Annotated in this window: 15 protein-coding genes, 2 rRNA genes and 1 pseudogene; 11 read left to right on the top strand and 7 right to left on the bottom strand. The window is 39.9% G+C overall.

Annotation, left to right across the window (positions count from 1 at the left end; genetic code table 11):
• From rrf (H4J65_RS05060) to epmA, 3 genes are all read left to right on the top strand, one after another.
• Positions 1–83: ribosomal RNA gene (rrf, locus tag H4J65_RS05060) — 5S ribosomal RNA — on the top strand; the annotation flags it as partial.
• Between the two features lie 97 nt (positions 84–180).
• Positions 181–295 (top strand): 5S ribosomal RNA (rrf, locus tag H4J65_RS05055).
• Between the two features lie 277 nt (positions 296–572).
• On the top strand, positions 573–1,550 hold the full coding sequence (gene epmA, locus H4J65_RS05050) for an elongation factor P--(R)-beta-lysine ligase (protein ID WP_182196269.1): 978 nt from the start codon (positions 573–575) through the stop codon (positions 1,548–1,550).
• A 148-nt stretch (positions 1,551–1,698) separates the two neighbouring features.
• Here the strand turns inward: epmA and glnG are convergent, their stop codons facing one another.
• From glnG to glnA, 4 genes are all read right to left on the bottom strand, one after another.
• The gene (glnG, locus tag H4J65_RS05045) at positions 1,699–3,105 is read right to left on the bottom strand and encodes a nitrogen regulation protein NR(I) (protein WP_182196264.1); all 1,407 of its coding nucleotides are present in this window, start codon (positions 3,103–3,105) and stop codon (positions 1,699–1,701) included.
• Positions 3,105–4,190 carry a nitrogen regulation protein NR(II) gene (gene glnL, locus H4J65_RS05040; protein WP_182196260.1) on the bottom strand — a complete coding sequence of 362 codons (1,086 nt, stop codon included), beginning with the start codon at positions 4,188–4,190 and terminating at the stop codon, positions 3,105–3,107. Before glnL ends, glnG begins: the two co-directional genes overlap by 1 nt.
• Before the next feature lie 76 nt (positions 4,191–4,266).
• Positions 4,267–4,794 carry a DUF4124 domain-containing protein gene (locus H4J65_RS05035; RefSeq protein ID WP_220460958.1) on the bottom strand — a complete coding sequence of 176 codons (528 nt, stop codon included), beginning with the start codon at positions 4,792–4,794 and terminating at the stop codon, positions 4,267–4,269.
• 112 nt (positions 4,795–4,906) lie between these two features.
• Positions 4,907–6,313 carry a glutamate--ammonia ligase gene (glnA, locus tag H4J65_RS05030; protein WP_182137479.1) on the bottom strand — a complete coding sequence of 469 codons (1,407 nt, stop codon included), beginning with the start codon at positions 6,311–6,313 and terminating at the stop codon, positions 4,907–4,909.
• Positions 6,314–6,658: 345 nt separating this feature from the next.
• Between glnA and typA the strand changes: the two genes are divergently transcribed.
• From typA to dtd, 4 genes are all read left to right on the top strand, one after another.
• Positions 6,659–8,476, top strand: a complete 1,818-nt coding sequence (gene typA / locus H4J65_RS05025; protein ID WP_182137478.1) for a translational GTPase TypA — start codon at positions 6,659–6,661, stop codon at positions 8,474–8,476.
• A 218-nt stretch (positions 8,477–8,694) separates the two neighbouring features.
• Complete coding sequence (locus H4J65_RS05020) at positions 8,695–9,573, top strand: virulence factor BrkB family protein (RefSeq protein ID WP_182196256.1); 879 nt, start codon at positions 8,695–8,697, stop codon at positions 9,571–9,573.
• Between the two features lie 40 nt (positions 9,574–9,613).
• Positions 9,614–10,588, top strand: coding sequence for a prolyl aminopeptidase (pip, locus tag H4J65_RS05015; protein ID WP_182196252.1), 975 nt, complete (start codon positions 9,614–9,616; stop codon positions 10,586–10,588).
• Positions 10,589–11,026, top strand: coding sequence for a D-aminoacyl-tRNA deacylase (gene dtd / locus H4J65_RS05010; protein WP_182196249.1), 438 nt, complete (start codon positions 10,589–10,591; stop codon positions 11,024–11,026). It begins immediately after the preceding gene.
• 26 nt (positions 11,027–11,052) lie between these two features.
• On the opposite strand, the gene H4J65_RS05005 is transcribed toward dtd, so the two are convergent.
• The gene (locus H4J65_RS05005) at positions 11,053–11,823 is read right to left on the bottom strand and encodes a spermidine synthase (protein ID WP_182196244.1); all 771 of its coding nucleotides are present in this window, start codon (positions 11,821–11,823) and stop codon (positions 11,053–11,055) included.
• A 58-nt stretch (positions 11,824–11,881) separates the two neighbouring features.
• Here H4J65_RS05005 and H4J65_RS05000 point away from each other — a divergent pair, with 58 nt between their 5' ends.
• The 4 genes and pseudogenes from H4J65_RS05000 (at position 11,882) to H4J65_RS04985 (ending at position 14,602) form a co-directional block, all read left to right on the top strand.
• On the top strand, positions 11,882–12,778 hold the full coding sequence (locus H4J65_RS05000; RefSeq protein WP_182196241.1) for a bifunctional GNAT family N-acetyltransferase/hotdog fold thioesterase: 897 nt from the start codon (positions 11,882–11,884) through the stop codon (positions 12,776–12,778).
• Between the two features lie 106 nt (positions 12,779–12,884).
• Positions 12,885–13,366 (top strand): annotated as a pseudogene (locus H4J65_RS18275) (nuclear transport factor 2 family protein).
• Positions 13,367–13,416: 50 nt separating this feature from the next.
• Positions 13,417–14,298 carry an SDR family NAD(P)-dependent oxidoreductase gene (locus H4J65_RS04990; RefSeq protein WP_182196236.1) on the top strand — a complete coding sequence of 294 codons (882 nt, stop codon included), beginning with the start codon at positions 13,417–13,419 and terminating at the stop codon, positions 14,296–14,298.
• A 34-nt stretch (positions 14,299–14,332) separates the two neighbouring features.
• Positions 14,333–14,602 (top strand): hypothetical protein, encoded by a 270-nt coding sequence (locus H4J65_RS04985; protein WP_182137470.1) that lies wholly within the window; start codon positions 14,333–14,335, stop codon positions 14,600–14,602.
• 52 nt (positions 14,603–14,654) lie between these two features.
• On the opposite strand, the gene H4J65_RS04980 is transcribed toward H4J65_RS04985, so the two are convergent.
• A complete protein-coding gene (locus tag H4J65_RS04980; RefSeq protein WP_182196232.1) occupies positions 14,655–15,593 on the bottom strand; it encodes an SPFH domain-containing protein in 939 nt (312 codons plus the stop codon).
• The gene (locus tag H4J65_RS04975; RefSeq protein WP_182196228.1) at positions 15,590–16,510 is read right to left on the bottom strand and encodes a slipin family protein; all 921 of its coding nucleotides are present in this window, start codon (positions 16,508–16,510) and stop codon (positions 15,590–15,592) included. Before H4J65_RS04975 ends, H4J65_RS04980 begins: the two co-directional genes overlap by 4 nt.
• Positions 16,511–16,536: the final 26 nt, after the last annotated feature.

The raw sequence follows: 16,536 nt of genomic DNA, 5'->3' as shown, positions 1-16,536 counted from the left end.
TCCCATTCCGAACTCAGAAGTGAAACGTGTTAGCGCCGATGGTAGTGTGGGAGTTCCCATGTGAGAGTAGGACATTGCTAGGCTTCTATTTAGAGAAACCCGTAGCTGACGCTACGGGTTTTTTGTCTAAACCTTATGACTTAGCTAATTTTTAAGTTAATTAACTCATAAAGTTTTTTGTCTGATGACAATAGCGACATGGCCCCACCTGATCCCATTCCGAACTCAGAAGTGAAACGTGTTAGCGCCGATGGTAGTGTGGGAGTTCCCATGTGAGAGTAGGACATTATCAGACTCCTATTAGAGAAGCCCGATTCGAAAGAGTCGGGCTTTTTGCTGTCTGCTATTTAAATATTATGATAAAGCCAATCTGAAATGAATATAGCGACTTAACGCTAATCGATTACTATTCGGCTACATTTATATTTGAAAGTTAATCGTAAATTTATTTACCTGTTTATTCGATCGCGATTAAAGTAGCTCAATGTCGACGTGCTGTATTTTTGCTGTCTGTATTTATTTCGTTTAAAGTATGGCTCTTTTAAATTCTAAGCTTATAGGTAACTGTATTAATGTCATGGCAACCGAGTATGAATTGGCCGCATGCCAAGCAACGGGCACAGGTTTTAGGTCAAATACGGGCATTTTTCTTAGCACGAAATGTGATTGAGGTTGAAACCCCGATACTTGCTCATGCAACCGTGACCGATGCACATTTAGATGCCTTCGTAACACACTATAATTACTCACAAGATAGCCATTGCGATGAGTCGATAAATTTATTTGCCCAAACTTCGCCAGAGTTTGCGATGAAGCGCCTTTTAGCTAGTGGCTATGGTTGTTGCTATCAAATTTGCAAAGCGTTCCGCCATGAAGAGCAGGGTCGTTATCATAATCCTGAATTTACTATGTTGGAATGGTATCGCATTGATTTTGATCATTTCAAATTGATGGATGAAGTTGCCGCGTTAATAGAGTTAATCTTAGGTTGTGACCAAGCTGAACGTATTAGCTATCAAGCACTTTTTATTCGAGAAGTTGATATTGATCCTCTAATGACCAACAAAGAGCAATTACTTGCTCTTATTGCCGGTCGTGGTAAGTTGAGTGATTGGCTAGAAAAAGAAGACTCACTTGATACTTTACTGCAATTTGTCATGGCTGAGTTAATAGAGCCTAATATAGGTAAAGATGCGCCTTGCTTTGTTTATAATTTCCCGGCAAGTCAAGCATCGTTAGCTAAGATCAGTTCACAGGATCTGCGTGTTGCAGAACGCTTTGAGTGTTACTTTAAAGGTATTGAGCTTGCGAATGGCTTTCATGAGTTAACCGATGCTGAGCAACAGAAATTACGCTTTGGGCAGGATAATGAAATTCGTGCACAATTAGGTAAAGCTAAGCATAGGATTGACGAAAATTTTATTTCAGCACTTGAGCATGGTCTGCCATCTTGTGCAGGTGTTGCTCTTGGTATTGATAGACTGATTATGCTTGCTTTATCAGCGAGCAAAATTGACCAAGTTATTACCTTTTCGATAGCAAATGCTTAACTTACTGTATTAGTGTGATTACCAAGGGATTGTGTCGGTCTAATTACCGAGCGATTTTGTCGAAAGCAGCATATAAGCCAGTTGGTAAACTGGCTATGATTTATGTCGATTCTTTCAACTTACATTATTGTGTTACCCGATTAATTAGCTAATCAGGCAGATTTAATTCTTTTAATTTTCTTGTTAGAGTGTTCCTACCCCAACCTAGGCGTTTGGCCGCTTCTTGTTTATGTCCTTGGGTGTATTTTAAGGCACTTTCTAGCAATATCTTTTCAAACTCAGGTAGGACTTGTTCGATAATATTACTCTTACCTGATGATAGCTCTTTGTCGAGCCAAGTTTTTAAATTATCTTGCCAGCTATCATGTGAATTTTTCACACTGAGGGGTTTTACACTAAGTTCACTAGGTAAATCTGACATTAAAATTTCTTTACCACTGGCCATAACCGTGAGAAACCGACATATATTTTCTAATTGTCGAACATTGCCTGGCCATTCGCATTGCTCTAAATAATCTAGGGTACTTTTATGTAATGTTTTAATTTCAACGGCTAATTCTTTTGCCGCCTGTTTTAAAAAGTGTTGTGCTAATTGATTAATATCTTCCTTTCTTTCGCGCAGGCTAGGTATTTGGATCCTGATGACATTGAGTCGATGAAATAAATCTTCACGAAAGTCACTACTACTGACCCGTTCTTCTAAGTTTTGATGCGTCGCGGCAATGATTCTTACATCAACTTTTATCGGAGAATGACCACCGACTCGATAAAATTGACCGTCTGATAATACTCTAAGTAGCCTTGTTTGAATATCGAGTGGCATATCACCAATCTCATCTAGGAAAAGTGTACCTTGGTGCGCTTGTTCGAAACGGCCATGTCTGACGGCACTTGCGCCAGTAAAAGCGCCTTTTTCGTGACCGAATAGCTCTGATTCTATTAAGTCTTTCGGTATTGCAGCCATGTTGAGTGGTATAAAAGGTGCTGATGAACGTGGACTGTGCATATGTAATGCGTGTGCCACTAGCTCTTTACCCGTACCGGACTCGCCATTGATCAGTACACTGATACTTGAACGAGATAGTCGGCCAATCGTCCTAAATACTTCTTGCATAGACGGTGCCGCGCCTATTATGCCAACCGCGTCAACAGAGGGGATATTAAGTTGTTTTGTCGACTTTAATTCTCGAGCATGGGTTAAAGCTCTTTTGGCCAGGGTGACGGCGTCAGCAATATCAAAAGGCTTCGGTAAATATTCGAATGCTCCTCCTTGATAGGCATTTACTGCACTGTCTAGATCTGAGTGAGCGGTCATTATGATGACAGGAATGTGGGCAAACTGGTCATTAATTTTACCTAATAGCGTCATGCCATCAATGTTAGGCATACGAATATCAGAAATAATCACCTCGGGTTGGTGATGCTCTAAAGCAATTAACAGATCTTCTGGATTATGAAACGTACCTACGCTTATGTTAGCGTTCGACAGGGCTTTTTCTAGCACCCATCTGATTGAGCTATCATCATCGACGATCCATACTTGTTCGGTGATCATTAGTTTTTCTCACTTTCAAAAGGTATTAAAATAGTAAACTCTGTATGCCCAGGTCGACTTTTACAGGATAATTTTCCGTGATGCTGATGGATAATAGTTTGGCAAATGGAAAGTCCTAAGCCGGTACTCGAGGCACTACCTGAGACCATAGGATAGAATAATGTACTGCGAATATGCTCAGGTATACCGGGGCCATTATCAATTATGCTTATTTCTACACAAAGCTTGATACGCTTGCCATTAATAGTTTTATTGCTTGCTGCACGAGTTTTTAAGGTGATTTTACCTTCACCATTTAAGGCTTGCATGGCGTTATGGACAATATTGATAACGGTTTGTTGGAGCTTGTCTTGATCAAAGGTTAATTCAGGTATGGATGGGTCATAGTCACGGGCTAAAGTAATATCTTTGGGGTTATCAAATTTTGACAGTTGAAAGACTTTTTCAATCACGATGTGAATATTTTGCAACTTCATAAGAGGCCGATTGTTAGGCCCCAACAAACGGTCAACTAAATTGGTTAATCTATCGGCTTGTTCTATGATCATCGCGGTGTATTCTTTTTGTTCGAGGTTAAGTTCTAAATCCAATAATTGTGCCGCGCCGCGCAGGCCACCAAGGGGGTTTTTAATTTCATGGGCAAGACCACGGATAAGATCGCGTGCAGACTCCCATTGTTGTTGTTGAAATGCTTCTCCACTGATCTGTTTTTGTTGATCAATTTGTTTGAACTCGAGCAAAATGTGTGGGCATTGTTCAAAGGTAACTGCAGAGGCAGTAATTTCAACGGTGATTTGTCGCTGATCAAAAAACTCAATCGTTACATCGCTATCACTAAACTCTTGTCCTGTCGTCAGTAGTTGTTGTAAACGATTATTATTAATAGGGGTATTATAAAAAACTTGGTCAATGGGAAGTCGGTATATTTTACTTAAGCTTTTAACTAGCAATGCTTCGGCAGCAGGATTGACATAGCAAATAGCGAGTTCACGGTCTAACACAGCAACAGCTGTTACCATTTGATTAGGTAATGCTTGTTGATAATGCTTTTTTATTTTGTTTAAATTGATCACGTTATTAAACATCACTTTTCCTTGCACTAAAATGGTGCGTTAAGTAACGAGTGTAAATAAAGTTGGTGCAATATGCACTGAAATCCGGTTAGTTTGCCTTGTTAACCGATATTCTGTGCATATAAAACGTTACTGGAGAAGACGTTGCAATAACCTTGCCTTTATCATTAAGTAAGGCCATTTTTATTTGATGTTCACCACGATCAATATTTCGAAGGACAAACATTGAGTGTGTTTGTGGCTTTTTATAGGGCTTGTCATCTAAGTATAATTGTATAGTAAGACCACGCTTGAAGATGGGCTTGATTCGGCCTGAAACATAAGCTGAACCCGTATTATCTCTAATGGTAGCTTTGTCCTCGGGTTGGATGATCTCTACTTGATAATTGTTATCTATGGCTTTGGGTTTTATATCTAAAATTGAAGTGTCGATTGAGGATTTTATGGTGTTAGGTTCTTTGACATCTAATTCCACTGCACCGGGTTTAGGGCTATCAGAAAAAACCAGTACCCCTTGCTCGCTGCGCCAGACATAAACTTGAGCAGAGCCTGCAAATACAGTAAAAGCCTGCGTTAGTAAGAGAATAAAAATGAAAAAACGTGCAGTATGAATCAAAAATAATATCCTTTTTAAAAATGTTCAAGCTTAATCTATCCAAATAATATCAAATTTACCACAAAAAAAGCTCACCGAAGTGAGCTTTTTACTTATCTATCTATTTGTAACGTTATACGCTGTAGTACATATCAAATTCAACTGGGTGAGTTGTTAAGTTCAATAATTCTACTTCGCCACGTTTGATACCTATGTAGGCGTCGATCATGTCTTTATCCATAACACCACCTTCAGTTAAGAAGTCCATGTCATTTTCTAAGGCATCTAATGCTTCAGTTAACGAAGTGGCTACTTGTGGAATTTCTGCTGCTTCTTCTGCAGGTAAGTCATATAGATCTTTATCCATGGCATCGCCAGGGTGAATTTTGTTTTTAATACCATCAAGACCAGCCATCAACATAGCTGAGAAGCCTAAGTAAGGGTTCATTGTTGGATCAGGGAAACGCACTTCGATTCGCATGGCTTTTGGTGATGGTACAATTGGAATGCGAATAGATGCAGAACGGTTACGTGCTGAGTAAGCTAGCATTACAGGTGCTTCAAAACCAGGTACAAGGCGCTTGTATGAGTTAGTAGAGGCGTTAGTAAAAGCATTTAGTGCTTTAGCATGCTTGATGATACCACCAACATAGTAAAGTGCCATTTCAGATAATCCGCCGTATTTATCACCAGCAAATAAGTTAACACCGTCTTTAGCAAGAGATTGATGAACATGCATACCTGAACCGTTATCACCTACTAATGGCTTAGGCATGAAAGTTGCTGTTTTACCGTAAGCGTGTGCAACGTTGTGAACAACATATTTATATATTTGCACTTCATCGGCTTTTAATACCATAGTATTAAAGCGACAAGCGATTTCGTTTTGACCTGCAGTCGCTACTTCATGGTGATGCGCTTCAACCACTAAGCCCATTTCTTCCATCACTAAACACATGGCTGAACGAAGATCTTGTGATGAATCTACTGGTGATGTAGGAAAATAACCGCCTTTTACACCAGGACGATGTCCCATATTGCCTTCTTCGTATTCTGTACCCGAATTCCAAGACGCTTCTTTATCATCTATTTTATAAAATGAACCACTCATGTCTGTGTGGAAACGAACATCATCAAAAACAAAAAACTCTGGCTCTGGACCAATTAAAACGTTATCTGCAATGCCGGTACTACGCATGTAATCTTCAGCGCGTTTTGCCACTGAACGAGGATCACGGCTATAGCCTTGCATTGTTGTAGGTTCAAGGATGTCACAACGAACATTCAAGGTAACTGCTTCAGTAAAAGGGTCAAGTACTGCAGATTCAGCAATAGGCATCATCACCATGTCTGATTCGTTAATACCTTTCCAACCTTGAATTGAAGACCCATCAAACATTTTGCCGTCTTCAAAAAAATCTTCTGTTACTTGATGATGAGGAATTGAAATGTGTTGCTCTTTACCCTTGCTATCAGTAAAGCGTAAATCAACAAATTTGACGTCATGTTCTTTAATTAGATCTAAAACTGCGTTTGACATTGAATGTCTCCAGTGTAGTTAGTGCTTAAATGCTCAAAAACTTAATTCTCTATTACTTGTGCTTAAGCGAATACTGTGCCAAAGCTAAAGTCATTGAAATATATGATTTTTATGTTTTTTATTAATTTAATCTGCACCATTGCAGTGCGTTGTTTGCTGTATTTTGGTGCGTATACTCTGATCTGATCATCGGCAGTATAACAACTGAATAATATTTTGTTGGTTATATTTTTCTATTGCGGTGTATTTGCTGAGACTTGTACTGTATAATATGCGCCCAATTGTAGCCCTATTCGTTAATTTGCTTAAAGTAGCAATAAACGAAAGTAACAGCGAGTAACGCCTGTGTTAGATAAATTAAGAAATGTAGCAATTATTGCTCACGTTGACCACGGAAAAACCACTTTAGTTGATAAATTATTAGAACAGTCAGGTACGCTAGACGCCCGAGGCGGTCTAGAAGAACGTACAATGGACTCAAATGATATCGAAAAAGAACGTGGTATCACAATCTTAGCTAAAAACACGGCTATTAACTGGAATGGCTACCGTGTAAACATCGTAGATACTCCTGGCCATGCTGATTTTGGTGGTGAAGTTGAACGTGTAATGTCAATGGTAGATTCAGTTTTACTGATAGTTGATGCACAAGAAGGCCCTATGCCACAAACGCGTTTCGTTACGAAAAAAGCGTTTGCTCAAGGTTTAAAGCCAATTCTTGTTATTAACAAAGTTGATAAGCCTGGTTCTCGCCCTGATTGGGTTATGGATCAAGTTTTTGAATTATTTGATAACCTTGGTGCAACTGACGAACAACTTGACTTTAAAGTTGTTTACGCTTCAGCAATCAATGGTTGGGCTACGCTTGAAGAAGGCGCAACTGGCACCGACATGACTCCTTTATTTGATACTATTCTTAAAGAAGTGCCAGCACCAATCGCGGATCCTGAAGCTCCGTTCCAAATGCAAATTTCTCAACTTGATTACAGCTCTTACTTAGGTGTAATTGGCGTTGGCCGTGTTACACGTGGTTCAGTTAAGCCGAATCAACAAGTGACTATTAAATTAGCGACTGGCAAGGTTCATAACGCTAAAGTAGGCAAAGTGTTTGGTTACTTAGGCTTAGAAAGACTAGATATCGAAGAAGGTTTTGCTGGTGACATTATTGCACTTACTGGCTTAGGCGAATTAAAAATATCTGATACTGTTTGTTGTCCAACAGCAGTTGAAGGTTTACCAGCGTTATCTGTTGATGAACCTACTATCAATATGACGTTCCAAGTAAATACCTCACCATTTTGTGGTAAAGAAGGTAAATATGTTACTTCACGTAACATCAAAGATCGCTTAGAAAAAGAGCTTGTTCATAACGTTGCTTTACGTGTTGAAGAATTACCTGATGCTGATAAATTTAAAGTGTCGGGCCGTGGTGAACTTCACCTAGGCATTTTAATTGAAAATATGCGTCGTGAAGGTTTTGAATTAGCAGTATCACGTCCTGAAGTTATTATTCGTGAAATTGATGGTGAAATACAAGAACCTTACGAGAACGTAACTATTGATGTTGAAGAGCAACATCAAGGACCTATCATGGAAAGAATGGGTGTTCGTAAAGCTGAATTAACTGATATGGCACCTGATGGAACGGGCCGTATTCGTATGGACTTCATCATGCCAAGCCGTGGTTTGATTGGTTTCCAAACTGAATTTATGACCTTAACTTCAGGCTCTGGCTTAATTTATCATACATTTTTTGAATACGGACCTCACAAGGGTGGCGATATTGGCCAACGTAAAAATGGTGTAATGATCGGTAACGCTACGGGTAAAGCCTTAACTAACGCTATCTTTAACTTACAATCTCGTGGTCGCATGTTGATCGGACACGGTGTTGATATTTATGAAGGTCAAGTTATTGGTATTCATAGCCGTGACAACGACTTAACCGTAAACGCGCTTAAAGGTAAGCAGTTAACTAACGTTCGTTCATCAGGTACTGATGAAGCACAAACGTTAACGCCGCCTATCGTTATGTCACTTGAGCAAGCGCTTGAATTTATTGATAACGATGAGTTGGTAGAAGTAACACCACTAAACATTCGAATTCGTAAGAAATTTTTGAAAGAGAATGATCGTAAGCGTGAAGGTCGTGGACCAAAATAACCTGGTAAGCTAATCTTTATATAAAAGCCACCTAAAGCAATTTAGGTGGCTTTTTTTTCAATTTTTTAAAACCGCCTCGAATACCTCTAAATACCTCTAAATAGTTTTATAGATAATCTTGATGACTTTAGCTCTAAGGTAAAATTATTGAGATTATGACTACCGTTATTTTAGTCATTGCCTTAAAATAAATGTAATGGCTCTAACTAGTAATTTATATGCACCCGAGAATAGAAGAAATAAAGCAGCATCGTTACGTCAAATCAATACTTGGCTTTTGGTTATTGTTTTTTAACAATTTTCAAAAAGAACGTATTCATGTCACTGCCGGCTATTTATCTTATGTTACCTTGATGTCTTTGGTGCCTTTGATGGTGGTGATGTTATCTGTGATGACCGCTTTCCCTATTTTTTCTGAAATAAGAGAATTGATAGAAAATTTTATCTATCAGAACTTTGTCCCAGCTTCTGGTGATGTTGTGCAAGAGCACATTACTGGCTTTGTCAGCAATGCCACTAAAATGTCGGCTATAGCCATTACTGCGCTATTTATTTTTGCCATGTTACTGATTTCAGCGATTGATCAATGTTTAAATAAATTATGGCGAGTCAATGAAAAACGTCGAATTATCACATCATTTTCAATGTATTGGATGGTATTAAGCTTAGGTCCAGTTTTGGTGGGGAGTAGTTTGGTCATGACCTCCTATATTCTGTCGTTGGTATCGATAGGGGATTATGATTTATTAGGGCTAAGCAATATTGCTGTTCAGGCTCTGCCGTTAGTCGCTTCAATAGCCGCTTTTTTTATTTTATATATGGTGGTGCCCAATAAGGTTGTTCCTGCTAGATTTGCGCTTGCGGGTGCGACCTTAGCCGCGGTTTTATTTGAGATAGCAAAAAAATCTTTTGCAATTTATGTGACACAACTTCCTTCTTATGAGGCTATATATGGTGCGTTATCAAGTATTCCTATTCTATTTTTATGGGTATACTTGAGCTGGTTGGTGGTGCTTGTAGGGGCATTATTTACCGTGTCATTAGAAGATTATGACAGCGAAAAAAAGGCAAAATCATCTCAGCAAGCTGCTGATTAAATATAAGTAGACTGAATAGATTATCTATAAGGAGCGGTATATGTCTAGAGTGCTTTTCCCCAATATTGCGGTTTATCAACAACAATGGCTTGACGTTGGAGATGGACATCAACTCTACCTTGAGCAGTCAGGTAACCCCAATGGTATTGCCGTGGTATATCTACATGGTGGCCCTGGCGGCGGAACAAGTAAAGATCATCGCCGATACTTTGATCCCGACAAATACCGTATTATTTTATTCGATCAACGCGGCTGTGGACGTTCTACACCATCGCCAAGTGTTCGCCATAATACCCCCGCGCATTTAGTTGCTGATCTTGAGCTAATCCGTCAACATTTAAGTATTTCACATTGGTTAGTGGCCGGAGGTTCATGGGGCACCACCTTGGCATTGCTTTATGGCATTCAATATCCTGAAACCGTGTTAGGTTTTATTTTAAGAGGCGTTTTCCTTGGCACAACATCTGAATACAACTGGTTGTATGGTCAAGATGGCGCCGCCGGATTTTTTCCTGAATATTACCGAGAATTTACTGAGCAACTTATTGACGTTAAAGCTGATAATATTGTTCAAGGCTATTATGATGTGCTGACGGGAAGCAATGAAATTGCCGCTATTGCCGCCAGTAAAGCTTGGTGCTTATGGGAGCTTAGGTTGTCAACCATTGAGCATCACCCTATTGATATCCATCACATAGAAGATTCACATCAAGCCTTATGTATGGCGAACATATCGAGCCATTATTTTGTCAATAAATGCTTTATTGAGGAGGGCCTGATTTTAGCGTCGATTGAAAAAATTAAAGCGATACCGGCGATTATCTTACATGGCCGCTATGATATGGTTTGCCAATTACGTAACGCGGATCAGTTGGTGCAAAAATGGCCCAATGCACAATTACAAATATTACCCAAAGCAGGGCATAGCGGTTTTGAATCTCAAACGATTGATGGCTTTTGCAAAGCAACAGACACTATGGCTAATTTTATTGCCGAACGCAGAGAGCGTGATTAAATGATAGCCTTGATGCAAAGAGTATCTGAAGCAAGTGTCAGCGTGGATCATAATATTGTTGGGGAAATCGAGCAGGGTTTATTAGTGTTTTTAGCGATTGAACCTGCAGATACCCAAGCAAAGGCTAAGCGCTTAGCTGAACGTGTTGCCGGTTACCGAATTTTTGCTGATGATGAGGGTAAAATGAATCTAAATGTTCAGCAAGTCGGTGGTGAAATATTAGTCGTTTCACAGTTTACCTTAGCGGCGAATACCACAAAGGGAATGCGACCGAGTTTTACCCGTGCAGCACCGCCAAGATTGAGTGCCGCGCTTTATCAATATTTTTGTCAGCAATTGCGCGAGCTTGGCTTTAGAACTCCGACCGGGGTTTTTGGTGCTGACATGCAGGTGCGCTTATTAAATGACGGTCCGGTAACCATCAATCTACAAGGTTAATACAAAATTAATAGCAATAATATTTACTAGTTAGCGCTCATATGATGATTAAAAAACTTTCGCCATCTAAGGTATTGTGTTGCGGGTAGATAGGATATTTTTGATCGCTTTTTTAGGTTATCTAGCATCCAATGCTTTGGCAACAAATGAATAATCACATTGAGATAGCGTGGAATATGAAAGTAGATAATATGATGCGAACTTTGTAGTTGCCTTAAAATGGTCAAGCATAAGTTAATTTCTTGATCGTCAAGATCAGGTAAATTCAGTGTTAAACAAGCATCATCTTGTAAGTTATCTATCAGTGCGGTTAACAGCGCAACTCGACTTTGAAAACTATTAGCATGGTGTTGATAAACGTCACAAATTAACCAATCAGCGGATGACTTTGCTGGACATTGACTTTGTTGCAGCCAAGCTAAGGCTTCGCTATTTTCAATCACTATCTGCTGTTGTAGCGGGTTAAAATAATGTTGAAAGCACTCGATCACCGCTTGAGACAGTTCGATACTCGTGACTTGGATATTGGGCTGTAGCGCACTTAAGAATCGACTCAAATTTCCGCCACCAAGACCCAACTCTACCACCTGATTGGGTTGAAAAAACAATAAAGGCATCAAAGCCGCGTAGTGATGAGGTAAGGTCAGTTTTTCGGGACACCGTAAATGCATAACACTTTGAATAACGTCGTCAAATGCTAACCAGCGATAATGTGCATTTTCACTAATGGTTATTTGGTCTGTGGTGTTACTGAGGTACACTAGTTGACCTTGGTTAACATGTTGGTTAAGTTTCACGTGTTGTTAAATTCCTGAAATAAATATATTTCACTTGCCGTAAGATGAATAATAGACGATGTACAAATGTAGAGCGCCAAAAAATCAAGCTGAACTAGCACAATATTATCAACTACGCTGGCAAGCGCTCCGCCAGCCATCGCAACAACCCATGGGTAGCGAAAAAGATGAGCTTGAGGCGCAATCATACCATCGGGTCATCGTTGACGATATGGATAACATTGTTGGCGTTGGGCGATTACACAATGCTAGTCAAGCGCAAGCACAAATTCGCTATATGGCGATCAGTGACCCGGTCCGTGGTCAAGGGCTGGGTAAATTACTGATCAGTGAGTTGGAACGGATTGCAGCAGAAGTTGGGGTGAGAACCATAGCGTTAAATGCGCGCGTTAATGCGATTAGTTTTTATCAGCGACTTGGTTATAGCGATGAAGGATATTCACATACGCTTTTTGGTGACGTAAAGCACAACAAAATGATTAAGAGCATAGCAAAACCTGATAATCATTTAGCTGAACTTGCCGACAACTTACAGCAACTTTGGCATCAAACTATTCCGCTTAGTAAAGCCATGAATATACATATTTGCTATTTTGATCAACAAAAACTGCGCACTAATTGTGAGCCAAACTTTAATAAAAACCTTCATAATACTATGTTTGCAGGCAGCATTTATACGTTGGCAACCCTGACCGGTTGGGCTTGGGTGTATATGGCGCTGCAAGCGCAAACACAGCAAGCTGACATTGTATTAGCGGAAGGAAATATTCGCTATATTGCGCCGCTGTTAGGTGTCGCCTATGCCCAAACCTCGTTAAACCGAGTTACGGGTAGCCTAGAGCCGTTACTCGATGGCAAAAATGCTCGCTTTAATATCGAAGTAGAAGTGTGTTGTGGTGATAAGGTTGTCGCACTTTTTACCGGGGCTTATGTTGCTATGGCAAAACGACAATAACCTGTTGGCAGTGGTACCAAGGTATTAACCTTGCTCGCATAACACCATTTCTGAGTTATTGTTGAGTTATTACTGAGCGAAAATTTCAAACTAAAAGTAGATCAATATGTATAAAATTTTTATAGGGTTTATATTCTGCAGCTTCCTTGCCACGGCAACTGTGCCGGTAAACAGCGAGCTTGATGCGGTATTAGATAGTTTTCATCAAGCGGCAGGCGAAGCTAACGAGGAAAAATATCTTGGCTTATTGGCAGAAGATGCTATTTTTCTGGGTACAGACAGTGCTGAACGTTGGAATAAAAGCGAATTTTCAGCTTTTGTAAAACCTTACTTTAGTCAAGGCAAAGGTTGGTTATATCAGCCAGTACACGTCATATAACGCCAACTCAAGCGGGTAATATTTTCTTTTTTGATGAGTTGTTGGAAAATAAAAGTTATGGCATGTGTCGTGGAAGTGGTTTGTTAATTAACACCGAAAATGGATGGAAAATATTACAATACAATTTATCTATTCCGGTGCCAAATGCTATTGCTCTGCAAGTGGTCGCGTCTATTAAGGGTTATCGAGCCACTACTATTAAAAAATAAAGTCAGCTTAATCATCACTGTCAGTGGTGTAATTTTATGGAGAAATTTTAATGACCAGTGTTAGTATTATCGGCTGTGGTTGGTTAGGGCAGGCGTTAGCGCAACGTTTACTTGCCAACCATACTAAGCTTATTGCCAGCTACCAATCAGCGCAAAGCCATGACAAACTTAAGGCGCTTAATATTCCCGCCACTCAGCTTATTTTACCGCTTGTTGATGATGTGATGAGCTGTAAGCAGCTAGATAAGATTACTGGTGTTGACCCCAGATTATTTCAACAAGATGTGCTGATTATTGCCATACCACCCCAGTTGAAAAAAGGTCGGGTAGATTATCCGTTGAAAATTCAACAGCTAGTGCACCTGGCTGAGCTTGGCAGCACTCAACATATTATTTTACTGAATTCGACAGCAATCTATAATGGTTTGGTGGGTAAAGTCGATGAAGCCAGCAAGTTAAATATGAATGCTGAAAAAGTCGCTAGCTTACTGGCAGCAGAGCAAGCGGTTAAAAGCTTCTCTAAACGTGTGCATATTTTAAGGTTAGCCGGATTGGTTGGGCCTGATCGACATCCGGGTAAATTTTTACAAGCAAAACGTGTTTTTGAAAATGCGAGTGCGACAGTGAACCTGGTTCACCAAACCGATGTCGTGAATATTCTTGACCGCCTTATTCATCTTGACAGTAATGATAGTAAACAAAGCATTTATAATGTGGTCAGTAATACCGATAGTGATCGCCAAGGTTATTATCAGCTAGCCGCGCAAGCCTTAAATTTACCGATACCACAATTTGCCATCGAGCAAGAGCAAAGCCCAGGTAAAAAAATTATCGGTACCGCATTGCGTGATGAATTGGCTTATCACTATCGCCATGACGACTTATTATCATGGTTAAAAAAGACTGATCCCATCGACTTAGGTAGCGCTTAATCTGTGATTTTGAAAAAATTAAGGTGTAAAAACTATGGCGAATAATGTCATTACCAAAATGCTAAAAGCAATCTATCAATATAAAATGACCTTATTATTTTTTATTTTGTGGGCGCATGTTTCATTGTTGAATTTATTTTATGTTAATTACCGTGGGCCTATTTTTCTCTGGCAAGAAAATAGCGAATTACGGACTATTCAAACACATTTTTTAATTGCCTTAATCACCACCCTGTTCTTTGTCGCTATCACAAAATTAAGAAAAATAAGCAGCAATAAAACCTTTAAAACCAATGGAAAATAGCCAATAAAAAACCCGACTTTACTCGGTCGGGTTTTTGCCTACTTAAGCTTTGCTAAGGTTTATTGTGAATACCTGCCGTGGCTAGCCATTGTTTAAAATCAAGCAAATTTGCGGGCAGAATAACTTTAGTTGATGGTTGACTCAAGCCTTTCATTTGTTGCAGATATTGCTCACTTAATTGCATATCTAAAGCTTGTTCACCGCCGGATTGCTCAATAGCCGTTGCTAACTTACTAATAGAGTCGCCAGTGGCTTGTGCAATGGTTAATATTTCCGCCGCCTTACCTTCAGCTGAGTTAATTCTGCGCTGCTTTTCACCTTCAGACAAATTAATCAATTCGGTCATTTTTCCTTCTGAACGATTAATGCGACTCGCTCTATCACCTAAACTTTTTGCCAAAATGGCGCGGCGTTCACGTTCGGCGTTAACCTGCATTTCCATCGCGTTGCGAACAGTCACGGGTGGGGTAATGTTCTTAATTTCGTAGCGGTGAACTTTAATGCCCCAGCTTTCGCCTGCTTTATCAAGCACCTCTACCACTTTCGCGCTAATGACATCGCGCTCTTCAAAAGTGCGATCTAACTCTAAAGTACCGATGACTGAACGGGTAGTGGTTTGAGCAAGTTGCATAGCAGCGAAGCGGTAGTCGGTTATACCGTAGCTTGCCTTGTAGGCATCAATCACTTGGATGTAAATAACACCATCAACTTCGACATAAACTTCGTCTTTTGAGAAACACTCTTGAGGTGGCACATCTATGGTTTCTTCTTTCTGGTCTTGAATAAATGCTACGCGATCAATAAAAGGTAAGAGTAAATGAAAGCCCGCTTCTAAGGTGCAACGATATCTCCCTAAGCGTTCAATAATATAAACTGATTTTGTTGGTACTAAACAAATAGCTTGGAAAAACTTAAAGGCTAGAAACAAGAAGATAAATGCCCAAATAGCCAATACCGCTAAATCGATAGTGTTTGCATCAATAGCTATCATGATTTTGCTCCTTGAGTATTTTGTGTTACTTTTTCCATACCTTGAAAAAAGCCTTCTAATTTAGCCACTTCGCTTGGCACGATTGACACGTCAGCATGTTGTAGAATATTGCCGGTTTGCGCAATAAACTGTTCTAATAAACGCATTTTTATCGCTTTTTCGCCACCCGGCTGGGCTGCCGCTTTGGCAATGAAGTTAATACCTTCTGCCGACGCTTGCGTAAGAATCGCTATCTCTTGTGCTCGGCCATGGGCTTCGTTAATTTGTTTTTGTTTATCGCCTTCAGATAAGTTGATCGCTTCTTGGCGGACACCTTCGGATAGATTAATCGTCGACTCTTTTTCCGCTTCTGCTAAGGTAATTTCAGCCCGCTTTTGCCTTTCAGCTTCCATTTGTTTTTCTAGGGTATGAATAACATTGTCAGAGGGGGTAATATTGCGCACTTCATAGCGTAATACTTTAATGCCCCAAGGGTCTGAGGCTTTATCAATTTCACGCACAATAGTTTCATTTAGGGTGTCGCGCTCAGAAAATGTTTGGCTTAAGTTTAATTTACCAATTTCAGAACGCATGGTTGTTTGCGCTAAATTAACGCTAGCGCGACGGTAATCTTCAATACCATAACTGGCTTTAGCACCGTCCATTACTTGAATATAGACTAAGCCGTCAACATTAATTTGAATGTTGTCGCGTGAAATACAACTTTGCGCTGGTATATCCAACACTTGTTCACGGGTTTCATGACGATAAGCGACGCGGTCAATAAAAGGGATTAGAAAATACAGCCCTGGTGGCGTAATGGCGCGAAATTTTCCTAGACGTTCTATGACACAAACCTCTTTCATTTGCACTATCAGTACTAGCTTGACGACAATAAACAGTAAGGCTAGAAAAACAAAGGTAACCGTAGCTAACATAAAGATGCTCCTTTTCTTATTTTATA

The sequence above is a fragment of the Colwellia sp. MB02u-9 genome (assembly GCF_014077085.1).
Classification (GTDB): Bacteria; Pseudomonadota; Gammaproteobacteria; order Enterobacterales; family Alteromonadaceae; genus Cognaticolwellia.
Note: the sequence above shows the minus strand (reverse complement) of the source record. Positions and strands in the feature narration are given on the sequence as shown.

What these genes read in the sequence shown, in the direction of transcription:
- epmA (WP_182196269.1), top strand. Translation starts at nt 573, where the DNA reads ATGTCATGGCAACCGAGTATGAATTGGCCGCATGCCAAGCAACGGGCA.
- glnG (WP_182196264.1), bottom strand. Translation starts at nt 3,105, where the DNA reads ATGATCACCGAACAAGTATGGATCGTCGATGATGATAGCTCAATCAGA.
- glnL (WP_182196260.1), bottom strand. Translation starts at nt 4,190, where the DNA reads ATGTTTAATAACGTGATCAATTTAAACAAAATAAAAAAGCATTATCAA.
- glnA (WP_182137479.1), bottom strand. Translation starts at nt 6,313, where the DNA reads ATGTCAAACGCAGTTTTAGATCTAATTAAAGAACATGACGTCAAATTT.
- H4J65_RS05020 (WP_182196256.1), top strand. Translation starts at nt 8,695, where the DNA reads ATGCACCCGAGAATAGAAGAAATAAAGCAGCATCGTTACGTCAAATCA.
- pip (WP_182196252.1), top strand. Translation starts at nt 9,614, where the DNA reads ATGTCTAGAGTGCTTTTCCCCAATATTGCGGTTTATCAACAACAATGG.
- dtd (WP_182196249.1), top strand. Translation starts at nt 10,589, where the DNA reads ATGATAGCCTTGATGCAAAGAGTATCTGAAGCAAGTGTCAGCGTGGAT.
- H4J65_RS05000 (WP_182196241.1), top strand. Translation starts at nt 11,882, where the DNA reads ATGTACAAATGTAGAGCGCCAAAAAATCAAGCTGAACTAGCACAATAT.
- H4J65_RS04990 (WP_182196236.1), top strand. Translation starts at nt 13,417, where the DNA reads ATGACCAGTGTTAGTATTATCGGCTGTGGTTGGTTAGGGCAGGCGTTA.
- H4J65_RS04985 (WP_182137470.1), top strand. Translation starts at nt 14,333, where the DNA reads ATGGCGAATAATGTCATTACCAAAATGCTAAAAGCAATCTATCAATAT.
- H4J65_RS04980 (WP_182196232.1), bottom strand. Translation starts at nt 15,593, where the DNA reads ATGATAGCTATTGATGCAAACACTATCGATTTAGCGGTATTGGCTATT.
- H4J65_RS04975 (WP_182196228.1), bottom strand. Translation starts at nt 16,510, where the DNA reads ATGTTAGCTACGGTTACCTTTGTTTTTCTAGCCTTACTGTTTATTGTC.